This window comes from Brevibacillus sp. HB1.2 (assembly GCF_013332495.1).
In the GTDB taxonomy this organism is placed as follows: Bacteria; Bacillota; Bacilli; order Brevibacillales; family Brevibacillaceae; genus Brevibacillus; species Brevibacillus porteri.
The window spans coordinates 147,035-160,622 of sequence record NZ_JABMIU010000002.1 but is presented as its reverse complement, the minus strand read 5'-3'; the positions used below and the strand labels follow the sequence as shown (position 1 = coordinate 160,622).

The following is a 13,588-nucleotide window of genomic DNA, read 5'->3' as shown; positions in this document are numbered from 1 at the left end:
GAATGAAATATCTTAAAGCTTTTATTATTGCAAAGGAAATAACGATAAAAGATGGTTTTCATTGGAGGGGTTATTGGTGGATGTTAAGAAAGGTCTGAAAAACACAATTGGCGATTATGCACACGGATTAGCAAAAGCAACTTTGGGCAGTGTACCCGTTGTTGGGAATGGACTTTCTGAACTATTTACATTGCTCGTGACTCAACCTTCAGAGAAAAGGAAAGAAAACATTTTGATTATGATAGATGAGCGGCTTAAAGAACTAAAAGTTAAAGTAGATAGGTTCAATATTGAACAATTGTCTACAAATGAAAACTTTCTTTCGGTAACACTACAAGCAACCCAGATTTCTCTAAGAACACATCAAGATGATAAAAGAGTGGCATTGTTAAATGCTATAACAAATTCTGCACTGTCTACGAGTGTCGATGAGAATTTACAACAAATGTTTCTTTCTTTTATCGACACATTTAATGAGTGGCACTTGCGGATTCTTGTTTTATTAAAAGATCCTAAACAATACCTTGAAGCTGCGGGATTAAATTCTAATTTTTCTATGGGTGGGCTCAGTGATGTAGTTTATCTCGCATACCCTGAATTAAGGTCAAATGATGAATTTACTAAGCAGATTTTTAATGACCTATACAATAAAGGGCTATCAGGAACTGGAGCAAGTGGGTTAAACACTATGATGACAGGCAGTGGAATGGTTGCAGCAAGATTGAGTAGGATGGGAGTTCAATTTCTTGAATTTATCAGTGACCCAAGCGAATTACGATAAAATGAAGATTTTAATTAGGGAGAGAGTTGCATGCATTACCCTTTAGTTGTTGCAGTTATAAAAGAGCCTTATTATCAGATACCTGATTGGTTGAATACAGATGTGGCTTATACTGAATATGTCAAGTTAACAGGTCAAACTACTAGTGATGAAGTTGATTTGTTTATTGCGATGCTTTTGGGATACAACAATATAGACGTTAAGGGTACACCTCATGAAGTGTTAAAGCGATTATTTGATGAATCGGATGTAGTAATTGGAGGAGGAATCTATTTCGAAAGCAATGATAGGATAATTCCTCCGAGTTGTTGTTCTGGTCTAGAAGCTTGGAGAGATGTGCTAGATAGTGTTATTAACAGGAAAAGCCCTTGGATGGGTCATAATCCAACACCAAGAATGGAATTCGCTGATAATATAGTGCGTGTTTGGTCGGATGACTCTAATGAAGAAGATGTAGACAAGAATGAACTGTACTATATTGATTTTGATTATGTGGAGTTTATTGCAAAGCTAGAAATGGTTGAATCGAACTTAATGGAATTTGCAAGAGTGCCTCTTTTCAATAGATTTTTAGAGTTTGACCTTGAGTTAGCCAATGATGTGGTGAAAAGGTTTCAAAGTTGGTTTATCTTCAAAGGTGACTAAGAGGGGCAGTAAAGAAGTGAATAAAACGGTGATTTGATTGGAAAAGGTAATGTAATGCACACTTTCATCAAACAAGTAAATGGATACATGATCAGACATTGGACTCTTGGAGATGTGTTTTACATTCAAGAAGGTGAAGATTGGATTGTTGAAGACAAGGATCTTGATACGGTAATTGATTTTGCGATGAAAAGGTAATTTGATTATGTTTTGGAGGGGAAAATGAGTAGGGTATTTTCTACGCTTGCTTCAAGGACTATTGTTTCAATAGTCTCCATTATAAACTACTATGCTCTAATGCTGCTCGTTTATCTGATACTAACAGGAGCAGATGCTTTAGTAATTACATTGATACTTCCTATAATGTCGATCATTTTGGCAGCAGTTACTTTCGTTACATTGCATCGTGCAAAAGATAAAGGACGTGGCACGATGATCTTATGGACGAGTTTCATGCAACTCTCTTTATTCTTACTAGTAGCTTTTTTCATAATTGATACGATGACAAATCCTCATGGTATTTGGATTTATAAAACACCATAAAACAGCGATTTGATTTGAAAGGGTTGTTATGATGGATACAGTAATTATTACTGTGATAGGGACGCTCAGTGGTACTTTAATTGGAACACTAGGAACTTGGATAATGAACAATCAGAAAAACAAGCATGACAATATGCAAGCCGAAAAAAGAAGAAAATGGGAACTGGAAGATAAGGAACGTACTGAACTGCGAGAAAGTGAACAAAACAAGTTTATTGTTTACAACAAAATATTGAAGAGTGCTAGTGAACACATGATAGTGACCGCTGGAAAGTATATAAATCTACGTGATTTCAAAATAAAAACCTATATGGATAGTGTGCGTCCAATTATCTATGAGAATCTTCACTTACTTGATAAAGAAGTAGTTAGTCGCGTTAGAAAAATTGATACTGAAATTGACAAGATGAATTTCCTAGATGATTCAGAGCCTGAGTGGGTTGATAACTGTGCTCAACTCTATGATGAAATGCTTGAGATGATTGAGTCTAAGTATTTAGGATAGAATTAAATATCGTTTTTATCAACATCAAATAGGAGGATTATATGTTTGAATTAATTGCAGTTGAAGTTTTTTCGAATGATAAGGAATCGGTGATTAAGAAAGAAACTTCAACTATTGGAAGATTTGATGACATGCTTTCAGTAGCAAAATATTTGTACTTAGAAAAAGAAATAGATGTCGAGAATTGTATTGAAGATAATTTAGTTGCTGAAGACTGGTTTGAGTATGACGAAGATTGGATTGAGGAAGGCGATAGTAAATATTCTAAATTACTCTATCATATTGAAGGTCACCAACAGTCAATCGATTTTAATCTGAGAACAGCCATAGAAGTGTTTGAGAGTTTATGTATTTTGAGCAATGTAATGGGGAGTTTTAAATATAAAGCTTTCGACATTGAAGATATATATTCACAAGATGGTGAGTTAGAAAAACTGCATGAAAACTTAAGCCAAATTATGGAGCAAAGAGACAATTTGTTTAAACATGGATATGACAAAGATACAATTAGTGACATGATTAGAAAGTATTTTCGTTGAAATTGGCATTTTAATGGATTTTAAAGGGGTGAGATAGATTTGAGCAAAGATAAAATTGTTAAACAACTACAGAAAGAATTTCAAAGTCATCGATTTTTAGATTGTTTTGGATGCAGCAATTCCATGAGTGGTGACGATAAACATGGAGAACAAGTTTTGGTGTGTGCATATCATAAGAAGGTTGTTGAAGAAGATGAACTGTGCGAAAGCTATAACTAAAAGGAATAAAATGGGGATTTCATGAGGATTGAACAATGAAGATAACAATTGCAGATTAATGGTTAGGGAATGACATTGTATTTTTCTTTCAGAACAATATTCAAGAGGATAATGACGGTATTTCTAATAGGGAATTTTTATGTCCTGATGGAGCGTTAGCCGCTGTTCGAAGAAGGCAGATGATTGTAGCAATAGACGATAACCAAATTGTAGGAGCATTGCGCTTTTATCCTAGAAAGTCTGATCAAACTATTTCGCTATATCAGTTTGCGATTCGTTCAAGCCATCGAGTGCAGAGGTTAATGGATAAAATGCTTCAGATCTTGGGGGAGTACCCAATTGAGGTAATATGTCCGATTACTTCTAAAATGAATGAGTATTATGAGAAGAGTAGTTGGAGATTGAAAGAAGAAAAGACAGGCAGCAACATTTGGGAATGGATGAAATGTTAATTTGAACGGGAAAAGGAGAGCGCCTAATGAACTATATTATACTAGACTTAGAAGCGACATGTTGGGAAAACGACAGATCAAAACAAAATGAAATCATTGAAATTGGAGCTGTAAAGCTTGATGAGAACTTAAACGTAGTGGGAGAGTTTCAGACATTTATTAAACCCAAATTAAATCCCATGTTGTCAGATTTCTGTAAGAGTCTTACATCCATAAAACAAGAAGAAGTTGATAATGCTCCTAGTTTTGGGAAAGCGATAAGTAATTTTAAAAAATGGATTGGTAATGACTACTATCTATGCTCATGGGGTTTCTATGACAAGAAGCAATTCAAGATGGATTGCGAACTACATAAGACACCCACAAGCTGGATTCGAAATCATATTAGTATCAAGCATCAGCATGGAAAGATGATTGGCGTAGAACGAGGAGTAGGCATGGAACGAGCACTAAAGATGCTTAGTATACCTCTTGATGGGACTCATCATCGTGGAATTGATGACGCAAGGAATATAGCTAAAATCTTTATTAAGATTTTTGACAAGTTAGAATTCTAATCAAATGAGGGTTTTATCATGATTAAAAACAATAATGATCTAACATTAATATACGACGAAGGTTCAGATGGTTTTTATTTGGAGAATGGACGAGGTGAGATACTAAGCCCAGAAGAACATAATGAGGTTTTAGAGAAACTAAATAATTTTTTATCTCATTATGGGAGTCATAACATTGCTGAACTTTTAAGTAAGCGAAAAGAACAATTGACACATTTGCAGCAATTTAATAGTTTTACTGATTTTCCTCACTAATAAAAACGAGACGGCTATTAAGTAGCTCGTCTCGCTGTCATTTCTCCGCAAGATATCCCAAAAACCTCACATGCTGCAAAACCTACTCATAAATCTTCCCCATATATAAGATGGCAGCGAGTGACTTCCACTCAGGCTGATCTGACAGATACCCCATATCTATAGTATCTTCCATCCAGGATTCCATTGCCTCCAGAAAGGCAGCAAGCGATAGGTTTTCCCATTCCTCAGGGTTCACTTGAAGGTCGTGGCGTAATGCCTTTATAAATTCAATGAGTTCATCTTTTGAATCAACATTCTCGCGTTTATCAAATAGGTCCATATTAAGAAATTCTCCTTCCTTGTAACAGTAAACACACGCATTGTTTAGCTCATCTCGTTGTGATTTCTGATTCCCCTGCTGGCATGAATCCTTAGCTACCGTACATGCTCAAAGCATTTGTAATTGACAGTAGAGGGAATCTCTCTGTCATGAAAAATCTCAACTTCGATTCCAAAGCTAGGAGAGTAGATCCACTGATCACCGTCGACTGCAGTGGTGTTATCAAGCGTTGGAAAGATTCAGTATAGGTCCGTTTGCATACTACTCCTGACTTTTCAGCATGTTACTATGATACTAACTATCTGGAACTTGGTGGTGAAGAAAATGGAAATTGGGTTTGAAGCCAAAGTATACCACATTGGATTATCTATAGGGTTCTTTTCTAAAGATCATATAAACGTGTGGGCAGATAAAGTAATTGATCTTTTAGAGGTAACAGATATACCTGATATGGTGTTTGAGCTTTCAATGGTAAAAAAAGAGGAGGACATTCCTCGTTTACTTATCGAGCTTTGCACTAATACAGAAGAGGAAAAAGCATTAAAAACAATAGTTGGAATGATTAACCTCAGTTACAAAAACAAACACTATACTCTTTATGAGACATGTGAAATTCTCTATAGGTTATCAAATTACGTTGATTCTGATCATGAATGGAATGGATATCTGTATGCGATCACGGAAAGCCTTGATCGTGCCCTGGATGGATATGGGGATGTAGATACTTCAAGGAAAGAAATAGAAGAGTTTTTACTTGAACACGAGAAATATTCCAAATTGTTCGATCTGAGTTCACTTCCAAATCAACCACTAATTACAGAGTTTAAGCCGAGGAAGGAGCATATACTTTTAGATGTTTCCTGTGTAGAGGCTCCAGCAGATCTTCATATGATCTTGAAACGTCAACTTGATTTCCCTGATATGTATGGTATGAATTGGAATGCATTTTGGGACGCAATCACCGGTATGGTAAAGCTACCGATGAAAATAACTATAACTGGATGGGAAGTATTGGAGGAACGCCTTCCGAAAGAAGCAGATTCTTTAAAAGAACTTCTTAAGGACTATTCATTACGTTATACTAGCGAAATTTTCACAGTAGAGTATGAACAAAAAAGCGAGACATCTTCTAATTGAGGATGTCTCGTTGTCATTTCTGTTGCTCCGCAAGATACCTCAAGTACCTCACATGCTCTAAAGCCTTCTTTTTATCTTCCTCGCTTAGCTTTTCTAATTCATAGAAGAATAAGCTTTCGTATTCGGAAAGAGGTTTGTCTTTCTTGGAGGAAGGGGAAGCTGTATCCTCCAAAATTCCGGCTTTCTCCAAAAGCTCCTCATATGTAACGCCATTTAGAAAAGCAGCAAGCACTTTCAAGGTCTCGTGTTTAGTTTTATAGGTACCACCTTCAATTCTATTAATTGTCGAATGGCTCACGCCTGAAACATCCGCGAGTTCCCACTGGCTTCTGTATTCACTTTTTCTCTAATACCAGCAAAAAAACGCGAATTATTGGTGTATCAAGAAGCCAACTATTGAGGGCGAAGCTTCCTGATGTTGACAAACGCTTTTCGCTGGGGAACGATTTCATCGCCAAAGTGCTGCAACTTTTCAAAATCTTACATTTGAAGATATCTTTTTTGGGACAAGGCGTCTCATGTGTGTGACAAAGAGATATCAGCCTGAAAGGAAGCCAACAATGATCAAACCACCTAAAGGCTATCGAATTCCATCGTGAGTTCGCTCCTGATATGAAACGAGAGAGAGAAGTTAGGAGCTGCGCATAAATACATTCCACCATTTCACCAGGTAAGGGTGATAACAGGGTCAAGGTGGGGTCACTGCCAAAATGATTTCTTTAGAAAAGCATACAAGACAGAAAATGACCAATATATAAGGATTATCGTTATGACAAAATCGAAGAGATTCATTTTCGCAACGAAAACATAAAAGTAACAGTTGAATCGAAGTTCAACTGCCCAAGTTTTAGTGTTCTATGAAGTCCAGAATTAAAGACTTTAGACAAGTTTGTATAAACGCTAAGGCAAAAGCTCCAATTTACTTGCCCACCCCCTCTATCTTTTCCTACCCTATAACCAGAGGGGGAGAGAACATGTACGCATGCAGTTATTCAGGCACGGTGCTTGGCATAGATGGAATGGTCGTCACTGTCGAAACAGACATAGCAAATGGCCTGCCTCAATTCGACTTGGTCGGACTAGGTGGTTCTGCAGTAAAAGAAGCGCGAGATCGTGTTCGTGCTGCCCTGCGTAACGCAGGATACGACTACCCAATGCAGCGGATCACTGTAAACTTGGCACCAGCAGACCAGCGCAAGGAAGGTTCTGGTTTCGATCTAGCTATTGCGTTCGGTATTTTACTTGCCTCGAAGCAAATGCTCCCTAGACCAGAGAGAATCCTCGTTCTTGGAGAGTTGGCATTAGACGGTTCTCTTCGCCCTGTAACGGGTGTACTCCCCATTTTGCTAGAAGCTAAAAATGTAGGATTTACCCACGTGATTCTCCCCGAGCAAAATGCAGCGGAAGCACAGCTCGTCGACATTATCGTATTGCCCGCGAGTAATCTGGAAGAGGCTGTGAACTATTGGAAAGAAGGACTTCATAGTAAAAACTCAGACTTGATTTTTCTCGAATCGGAAACAGGCAAGACGAATACGAACCAACTGCCCCCGGACTTTGCCAATGTTTACGGACAGCAATTTGTAAAACGTGGCTTGGAGATCGCAGCAGCTGGATTTCATAATGTGATATTGGTGGGGCCTCCAGGTTCAGGGAAAACCCTTTTAGCTACTTGCCTGCCTGGTATCATGCCGAACATGACCATTCATGAATCTTACGAAGTGACGAAAATATACAGTATTGCTGGTCAATTGAAGCGGGAGAGTGGGCTCGTTGAGGAGCGACCTTTTCGTGCTCCACACCATACGATTACCGCTACTGCACTGATTGGCGGTGGTGCGCAAATCCCGCGTCCCGGAGAGTGTAGCTTGTCTCACGGCGGAATCCTCTTTCTTGATGAGATGCCCGAGTTTTCTCGGCATGTATTAGAGGTACTGCGCCAGCCGCTAGAATCAGGGGCTGTTACGATTGGACGATCTAAGCAGGTTTTTACCTTTCCTGCTCGGTTTCTGTTAATTGGTTCATGCAATCCTTGTCCTTGTGGATTCTTCGGTACTCGAGAGAAGCAAACATGCTCATGCTCTCCCCAACAAATTTACAAATATCGCTCAAAGCTCTCAGGTCCGTTGCTAGACCGCATCGATCTGCACATCGAGGTGCCGAGAGTACCCGTTCAACTTCTTCACAACAGAAAAGCAGAGGAGTCCTCAAAAGACATTCAACAACGAGTAGAGCAAGCGAGAGCTGTCCAGTGCGAAAGATATCACTATCGTCCTGGATGTCCTTTTAATAGTGTGATGAATGGAGAAGAGCTGCGCCAATTTGCTCAGCTGGATAAGGAAGGACAAGAGATGCTGCAGCTTGCCTTCGAGACATTAGGTTTGAGTGCAAGAGCATACGATAGAATTGTAAAAGTGGCGAGGACAATTGCAGATTTAGATGGGGCCGGCCGTGTAGATGCTGCACATGTAGCAGAAGCAATTCGCTACAGAGCCTTGGACCGAGGGCTACTTTTTTAAACTTAAAAGATTACAAAATGCTAGATAGAATGGAAAAATCAATTCTTTCAGCAGTGAATCAACTACTTTCCATAATAAGCAATCCATAGGAAAACAAGATCCATACGATCAGCAATGACCCAAAAACTGCATTTCGCCTATAATCCTTATTGTTGACAATTTTCTTCATAATAAATGTAAAGTTAACAAAGAACAAAATAGCTAGAATAGGATTAAGGTACAATGCAGATAAAGCAATGAATACCATATTGTTCACCTCATCCAAATTACACCATATCTTTCTGGATGATTATCAATATGCGCAGTTTGAATCAGTATGCTGATCATGCTCCTTATTTGTTCCTCGACTTTTGTTGCTCCGATGCACAGTTTGCTTTTCTGCATGGTCACGTCTGCATAGATGACATCGCTTGTCCAAATGCCAAATAGTCAAATATTCGAGAAAAATCGGTTAGTCTGCATGTGCCTAATAAATGAACACAGCACATACAGACTAACCACTCCACTACCAATTAAGTAACAGTAAGTACTTATTAAACATAATCCCTATACAATCGTAACAACATAAAACACAAACTCACCGCAATCCCCACTATCCCAAGGCCGACAATACTTCATAGAAATCGACGTCATTCCCCGTCGCAAAGCCTGAAAGGACATCACCTGATGCCCCTCTTGCCCAATACGAGCTGGCGATGGTGGAGGAACAAAATGATTCGCATGCAACGATAAAAAGCGAGCATCCACCGGATTAGACAAGTCCCACTGGTAGCCGGTTGAGGGATTTGCCACTAGCGTAATCGTGAATAAGTGGCCTTCCTGCACTTGTAATGTATACGTTGAGGTTTTGACCACTGGTCTTCCTCCCTTTGAATGAAGTCGATACCTATTTCCCATACCATATGAAAAAAGCTTGATAGCTGCTAACGACGAAACAAGCAGTAAAAAATTTAATTTCATTAATTGCATGAAATTCAGTTCGCTTACAAGTTGTGGAATTACTTGATACATCTATCATTTTGCGAATATATAACGATAGAAAATAGCTATTATACGTACAATGTTCCTAATTAATTTGAAACAATTAGTATGATCTGGAAAGGAATATGCAAGATGTTGGCGAATAAGTAGGGACAAAGACATATATTGTCGAAATGCCTGATGATATTTGTAATCTTTATTACCTAGATATTGTTATGACTAGAAGTATCCTAAAGAGAGTGGAATCTCTTTTGCTCGCGTGCATGTAGGTACATTTCCCAGCACTTCCAAGTTGCGCAGAGTTTCTCTCGCTTGGAAGAAGCTTTTTCTTTGTGTTCATACTTGCTAGGAAAGGGAAAGGAAAATTGATGGAGAGCATTCCAGATTTATTTAAGAAAAAAGAGTACTATCACGCATTTCAGCCCATATGTCAACTTCCTGAGAGAAGTAGAATAGGGTATGAAGTTTTACTTCGCAGTAAAGCGGGGACCTATCCAGAGGCATTGTTTTCTTTGGCAAAGGAAAACCAAAAGCTGCCAGAACTCGACGCCCATTCCTTGCATTATGCGCTCTCGACTTTTTTTCATTCGTCGATCGAACACAAAAACGAGCTTTTATTTGTGAACATTTTTCCTTCTACCATCATAGAAGACACATTTCCTAGCTTCATTCAAAAGATCGCTCGTTCCTTTCGTCCCTTTTTGAACCAAATCGTTTTGGAAATCAACGAATCGATTATGGAAGGAGAATGTTGGAGCGAACCCATTTTTACACACCGCATAGCTGAATTGAAAAAGATGGGGTTCTTAATTGCGTTGGATGATGTAGGAGATGGCGCGAATATATTCAGTAAAATCGAAGATATTTCACCTGATTACATCAAGATTGATCGTTTTTTTTCGCAAGAGCTCTCGAGTTCATTAGAAAAGCAAAAGACTGTAAAATTATTTGTTGAATTTTGCAAAGATGCACCTCAACTCATTCTCGAAGGAGTTGAGGAAGAAGAGGATTTTGCTTGTGCTTCTTTATTGGGCGTTGCAATCGGCCAGGGATACTTGTTTGGTAAACCAGGCAGTTTGCCGGACGAATAAGAGGGCAATGCAGAATTGGAGGAATTTTTATGGCTAGTGATAACAACGTATATTCTCGGAAAGCAACGCTTTCCTTAAAAATATCCGAGTTTGAAGTCCCTCCGATGCAGGATCTGTTGATCATCGGGCGGAAAGCGCCAATTGGTCCTGAGGCTGTAAGGAGAATGGCGGATGCACTTTCACCAGAGCAGTTTACTTTACTGAAAATGAATCATCCAAAGATTGAGGCGGTTTTGTTAAGAAATACCCTTTTGCAAATGATAGATGAAAAATTGCTGATGAAAATCATTCTGGAAGAAGCAGAGCGTATGATTAGCGACTCTATGGTTCTGCGATCTGAGTTGAAAATAGCATTGTCTGTTCAACGAGAGGTGGATCTATTATGAACATCTCCGACATCATGACGACGACGATTTGTACCATCACCTCTGACAAAAGTGTCTCTTATGCGGCGGAGCGAATGAACGAATCTCATGTTGATTCGTTAGTTGTCATGGATCACGGAGAGGTACTGGGAATGGTTACGACGAGAGATGTTTTGTCAGCTCATCCAAACCGAATCGTTGCCGATGCCATGAGTAGTCAGCCGTTCTATCTGTCAGCCAATCACAATGTATGGGAGGCTTATCACGCGCTTCATCAAGAACAAAACGGGCTTGCTTTGGTCAAACAAGAGGATCAACTGATCGGATTCATCACAAAAGAAATCGTAGAGATGAAAATAGCAGAATATCGAGACCCATTATCGGGTTTGTATCGCGCTCCATACATCCAGTTTATTGGGGAAAATTTTTTAAAGGAGCGAAAACCTTTCCATTTGCTTTTTATCGATTTGAACGACTTTGGTCGAATTAATAAGCTGCATGGCCATCCATTCGGGGATGATGTCATTCGCACCTATTCTTCGGTCCTCTCTTCTTTGGCTGAAGAACAGGGTGATTACTTATGTCGTTATGCAGGGGACGAGTTTGTTTTGATCTCTACGATTTCCGATGAACAGATTCAGGAATACATTACGCTTATTACACGTCCAACCAACGTTCTGGATGTCTTCGTATCTGCAGCTGTTGGTCATGTGAACGGGTACAATACACAAGACTTCTTCGCCAGATCCTGGCGGGAATTAATCGCTGAAGCAAGTTTAGGCTCTTCAGCTGCCAAATTATCCAAATCACTTTCTTCCACGGTCGGATAGGAAAAGTATAGTTTACCAACAATGCGCATACACTTTTGGACAGGCTAAGATCTTTCATTGCAACCAATTATTTTATGGTACGTAATATATAGTGTGAATAGATCGATATGAGGAGGCAATGACATGATTGTAACTACTACCAGCATGATCCAAGGAAAAGAAGTGGAAGAGTATCTGGATATCGTCAGTGGAGAGGTAATCATGGGTGCAAACGTAGTCCGTGACTTTCTCGCAGGGATTACGGACATCATCGGAGGCAGAAGTGGCTCGTATGAGAGCAAACTCGCAGAAGGTCGTGAACTGGCCTTGCGTGAAATGAAAGAAAAAGCACGGGTATTAGGTGCAAATGCAGTGATTGGGGTTGATCTCGACTTCGAAACATTGCGAGAAGGTATGATGATGGTTATTGCCACAGGCACAGCTGTCCGTGTGAAGTAAGCCGGTAAACACCCGGCTTTCTTTTTTTACCGAAAGCAGTCGTAATACATAGCGAGCAAGGAGAAGTGAGCATGCAAGTACAAAAAACTCTTCAGGATTTATCGAATAGAATAAATGACCAACCACAAGGGATCACTGGATTACATGCGATTTATCATTTTGTCCTAAGTGGAGAAGAGGGGGGCACCTACGAGATTGTTTTTGCCGATAATCAGGCGGACTACACGCTGGGTGTGACGAGGGAAGCAGGCTGCAAGCTGGAGTTATCTGACAAAGATTTTATTAAGCTCGTAGAGGGACGCTTGAATCCCACTGTTGCTTTTGTAACGGGTAAGCTGAAAATTAGTGGAGAAATGGGACTTTCATTTAAATTGCAAACAATCTTACATCACTATCAAACACAAAAATAACGAAAAAACTAGTCAATCCTTTAAACGTTGCGTTAAAATATGACCAAACAATGACACCTACTCTAACACAAAACGAGGGGAAACATGCGCCATATTTGTTCATTGATTGCGAGTGTAAGCCAACTGGAAGAACAATCTGTGCGTTTTGATTTTTATCAAGAAATCAGACGACCCAAGCCAGAACGTCAGTTATTAAAGCATCATGCACAATTACCGCGTCATTATTTCGATTATTTAATTCATTCAGGAGTATTGGATGTAGAAACAGATGCCCCTTATCAGCCGGGGAAGATCATGCCTGCTTCCATCGGTATGAACATACGCTCGCTCGGTGGGAACGTATTGTTTGACATGTGCTTTGCTCCGCAAACATATAAATTGTGGCAAAACACAGATGCAAGCATAGAAGACCTTTCTCTGCCTGCTGATATATTTGAAGAATACGTCTATCGCTTAGGGGCAATCAGTCGCTTTCGCTATTTAGGCCGAATCGATGATCCCGTAACAGCAACAAAACTTGGTGAGAACGACATGATTGAATTCAAACGCGACTTTCTTTATTCGAAGACGGGAATTATTAAGTCTATTGTGGCGTTTGCGAATTCAAACAACGGGAATTTATTTTTAGGCATTACCGATGAAGGAACAGTGTGCGGGATTGATCATGAGATCGAGCAGTATGGAGACCCGGACAAGTACATTCTTGCCATTACGCAATACATCCAAGATAAGACGTCACCGTTTGTGACCCCATTCCCAAAAATTTCGTTGAAAAAAATAGATGGGAAAACAGTGGTAGCTATCTTTGTTGAAGCCTCATCTGATTTGATTTGTGGTTTGGACAAAAACAATGAAAAGTACGTGGTGATTCGTACGAACAATCGCTCCGTTATTGTGAAAGATCCGCACCAAATTGGTGAAATTTACGTGAAACGAAAGCTTGGCAGTGAGATCAGCCGTCGATTGGGACTTCTGTAGCGTTATCTTACAGGAATACAC

Annotated in this window: 19 protein-coding genes and 1 pseudogene; 17 read left to right on the top strand and 3 right to left on the bottom strand. The window is 39.5% G+C overall.

The genetic code is table 11. The features are described from left to right. Nucleotides 1–76 precede the first annotated feature (76 nt). The 9 genes from HPY28_RS05570 to HPY28_RS05535 all read left to right on the top strand — a co-directional run bounded on the left by HPY28_RS05570 (nt 77) and on the right by HPY28_RS05535 (nt 4,496). A complete protein-coding gene (locus tag HPY28_RS05570) occupies nt 77–781 on the top strand; it encodes a hypothetical protein (RefSeq protein WP_174230214.1) in 705 nt (234 codons plus the stop codon). 30 nt (nt 782–811) lie between these two features. Next, on the top strand, nt 812–1,426 hold the full coding sequence (locus tag HPY28_RS05565) for a hypothetical protein (protein WP_174230213.1): 615 nt from the start codon (nt 812–814) through the stop codon (nt 1,424–1,426). Between the two features lie 222 nt (nt 1,427–1,648). Further along, nucleotides 1,649–1,969 carry a hypothetical protein gene (locus HPY28_RS05560; protein ID WP_174230212.1) on the top strand — a complete coding sequence of 107 codons (321 nt, stop codon included), beginning with the start codon at nt 1,649–1,651 and terminating at the stop codon, nt 1,967–1,969. Between the two features lie 28 nt (nt 1,970–1,997). After that, entirely contained in the window at nt 1,998–2,474 is a 477-nt protein-coding gene (locus HPY28_RS05555) for a hypothetical protein (protein ID WP_174230211.1), read from the top strand. A 41-nt stretch (nt 2,475–2,515) separates the two neighbouring features. After that, the gene (locus HPY28_RS05550) at nt 2,516–3,013 is read left to right on the top strand and encodes a hypothetical protein (protein ID WP_174230210.1); all 498 of its coding nucleotides are present in this window, start codon (nt 2,516–2,518) and stop codon (nt 3,011–3,013) included. A gap of 39 nt (nt 3,014–3,052) precedes the next feature. After that, complete coding sequence (locus tag HPY28_RS05545; RefSeq protein WP_146147601.1) at nt 3,053–3,232, top strand: hypothetical protein; 180 nt, start codon at nt 3,053–3,055, stop codon at nt 3,230–3,232. A 179-nt stretch (nt 3,233–3,411) separates the two neighbouring features. Next, nucleotides 3,412–3,684, top strand: a complete 273-nt coding sequence (locus HPY28_RS30870; RefSeq protein WP_371813439.1) for a GNAT family N-acetyltransferase — start codon at nt 3,412–3,414, stop codon at nt 3,682–3,684. 26 nt (nt 3,685–3,710) lie between these two features. Continuing rightward, entirely contained in the window at nt 3,711–4,241 is a 531-nt protein-coding gene (locus tag HPY28_RS05540) for a 3'-5' exonuclease (protein ID WP_174230209.1), read from the top strand. 18 nt (nt 4,242–4,259) lie between these two features. Beyond that, nucleotides 4,260–4,496 carry a hypothetical protein gene (locus tag HPY28_RS05535; protein WP_174230208.1) on the top strand — a complete coding sequence of 79 codons (237 nt, stop codon included), beginning with the start codon at nt 4,260–4,262 and terminating at the stop codon, nt 4,494–4,496. A gap of 82 nt (nt 4,497–4,578) precedes the next feature. On the opposite strand, the gene HPY28_RS05530 is transcribed toward HPY28_RS05535, so the two are convergent. Further along, nucleotides 4,579–4,818 carry a DUF7660 family protein gene (locus HPY28_RS05530; RefSeq protein ID WP_069849301.1) on the bottom strand — a complete coding sequence of 80 codons (240 nt, stop codon included), beginning with the start codon at nt 4,816–4,818 and terminating at the stop codon, nt 4,579–4,581. 324 nt (nt 4,819–5,142) lie between these two features. On the opposite strand from HPY28_RS05530, the gene HPY28_RS05525 reads away from it, so the two are divergent. After that, nucleotides 5,143–5,955 (top strand): barstar family protein, encoded by an 813-nt coding sequence (locus HPY28_RS05525; protein ID WP_254613067.1) that lies wholly within the window; start codon nt 5,143–5,145, stop codon nt 5,953–5,955. A 13-nt stretch (nt 5,956–5,968) separates the two neighbouring features. On the opposite strand, the pseudogene HPY28_RS05520 reads toward HPY28_RS05525, so the two are convergent. Beyond that, nucleotides 5,969–6,289: pseudogene (locus tag HPY28_RS05520) on the bottom strand (helix-turn-helix transcriptional regulator); the annotation flags it as partial. A gap of 640 nt (nt 6,290–6,929) precedes the next feature. Here HPY28_RS05520 and HPY28_RS05515 point away from each other — a divergent pair. Continuing rightward, nucleotides 6,930–8,474: a YifB family Mg chelatase-like AAA ATPase gene (locus HPY28_RS05515; protein ID WP_174230206.1), complete on the top strand. Its 1,545-nt coding sequence runs from the start codon at nt 6,930–6,932 to the stop codon at nt 8,472–8,474. A 546-nt stretch (nt 8,475–9,020) separates the two neighbouring features. On the opposite strand, the gene HPY28_RS05510 is transcribed toward HPY28_RS05515, so the two are convergent. Further along, nucleotides 9,021–9,329, bottom strand: a complete 309-nt coding sequence (locus HPY28_RS05510; RefSeq protein WP_174230205.1) for a protease inhibitor I42 family protein — start codon at nt 9,327–9,329, stop codon at nt 9,021–9,023. Nucleotides 9,330–9,823: 494 nt separating this feature from the next. Here HPY28_RS05510 and HPY28_RS05505 point away from each other — a divergent pair, with 494 nt between their 5' ends. The 6 genes from HPY28_RS05505 to HPY28_RS05480 all read left to right on the top strand — a co-directional run bounded on the left by HPY28_RS05505 (nt 9,824) and on the right by HPY28_RS05480 (nt 13,567). Further along, the gene (locus HPY28_RS05505; RefSeq protein ID WP_174230204.1) at nt 9,824–10,546 is read left to right on the top strand and encodes an EAL domain-containing protein; all 723 of its coding nucleotides are present in this window, start codon (nt 9,824–9,826) and stop codon (nt 10,544–10,546) included. Nucleotides 10,547–10,575: 29 nt separating this feature from the next. Next, nucleotides 10,576–10,932, top strand: coding sequence for a hypothetical protein (locus tag HPY28_RS05500; protein WP_017249346.1), 357 nt, complete (start codon nt 10,576–10,578; stop codon nt 10,930–10,932). Then, a complete protein-coding gene (locus HPY28_RS05495; protein WP_174224293.1) occupies nt 10,929–11,741 on the top strand; it encodes a CBS domain-containing protein in 813 nt (270 codons plus the stop codon). The genes HPY28_RS05500 and HPY28_RS05495 overlap by 4 nt, the downstream gene beginning before the upstream one ends. 123 nt (nt 11,742–11,864) lie before the next feature. After that, nucleotides 11,865–12,179: a YbjQ family protein gene (locus HPY28_RS05490; protein ID WP_017249344.1), complete on the top strand. Its 315-nt coding sequence runs from the start codon at nt 11,865–11,867 to the stop codon at nt 12,177–12,179. A gap of 71 nt (nt 12,180–12,250) precedes the next feature. After that, the gene (locus HPY28_RS05485) at nt 12,251–12,589 is read left to right on the top strand and encodes an SCP2 sterol-binding domain-containing protein (protein ID WP_106835375.1); all 339 of its coding nucleotides are present in this window, start codon (nt 12,251–12,253) and stop codon (nt 12,587–12,589) included. 84 nt (nt 12,590–12,673) lie between these two features. Then, on the top strand, nt 12,674–13,567 hold the full coding sequence (locus HPY28_RS05480) for an AlbA family DNA-binding domain-containing protein (protein WP_017249342.1): 894 nt from the start codon (nt 12,674–12,676) through the stop codon (nt 13,565–13,567). The last annotated feature ends 21 nt before the right edge of the window (nt 13,568–13,588 follow it).

Excerpts from the sequence above, each read along its gene's own strand:
- HPY28_RS05560 (WP_174230212.1), top strand. The coding sequence starts at position 1,649 with ATGAGTAGGGTATTTTCTACGCTTGCTTCAAGGACTATTGTTTCAATA.
- HPY28_RS05490 (WP_017249344.1), top strand. The coding sequence starts at position 11,865 with ATGATTGTAACTACTACCAGCATGATCCAAGGAAAAGAAGTGGAAGAG.
- HPY28_RS05480 (WP_017249342.1), top strand. The coding sequence starts at position 12,674 with ATGCGCCATATTTGTTCATTGATTGCGAGTGTAAGCCAACTGGAAGAA.
- HPY28_RS05555 (WP_174230211.1), top strand. The coding sequence starts at position 1,998 with ATGATGGATACAGTAATTATTACTGTGATAGGGACGCTCAGTGGTACT.
- HPY28_RS05550 (WP_174230210.1), top strand. The coding sequence starts at position 2,516 with ATGTTTGAATTAATTGCAGTTGAAGTTTTTTCGAATGATAAGGAATCG.
- HPY28_RS05525 (WP_254613067.1), top strand. The coding sequence starts at position 5,143 with ATGGAAATTGGGTTTGAAGCCAAAGTATACCACATTGGATTATCTATA.
- HPY28_RS05565 (WP_174230213.1), top strand. The coding sequence starts at position 812 with ATGCATTACCCTTTAGTTGTTGCAGTTATAAAAGAGCCTTATTATCAG.
- HPY28_RS05530 (WP_069849301.1), bottom strand. The coding sequence starts at position 4,818 with ATGGACCTATTTGATAAACGCGAGAATGTTGATTCAAAAGATGAACTC.
- HPY28_RS05485 (WP_106835375.1), top strand. The coding sequence starts at position 12,251 with ATGCAAGTACAAAAAACTCTTCAGGATTTATCGAATAGAATAAATGAC.
- HPY28_RS05505 (WP_174230204.1), top strand. The coding sequence starts at position 9,824 with ATGGAGAGCATTCCAGATTTATTTAAGAAAAAAGAGTACTATCACGCA.
- HPY28_RS05495 (WP_174224293.1), top strand. The coding sequence starts at position 10,929 with ATGAACATCTCCGACATCATGACGACGACGATTTGTACCATCACCTCT.
- HPY28_RS05515 (WP_174230206.1), top strand. The coding sequence starts at position 6,930 with ATGTACGCATGCAGTTATTCAGGCACGGTGCTTGGCATAGATGGAATG.
- HPY28_RS05500 (WP_017249346.1), top strand. The coding sequence starts at position 10,576 with ATGGCTAGTGATAACAACGTATATTCTCGGAAAGCAACGCTTTCCTTA.
- HPY28_RS05535 (WP_174230208.1), top strand. The coding sequence starts at position 4,260 with ATGATTAAAAACAATAATGATCTAACATTAATATACGACGAAGGTTCA.
- HPY28_RS30870 (WP_371813439.1), top strand. The coding sequence starts at position 3,412 with ATGATTGTAGCAATAGACGATAACCAAATTGTAGGAGCATTGCGCTTT.
- HPY28_RS05540 (WP_174230209.1), top strand. The coding sequence starts at position 3,711 with ATGAACTATATTATACTAGACTTAGAAGCGACATGTTGGGAAAACGAC.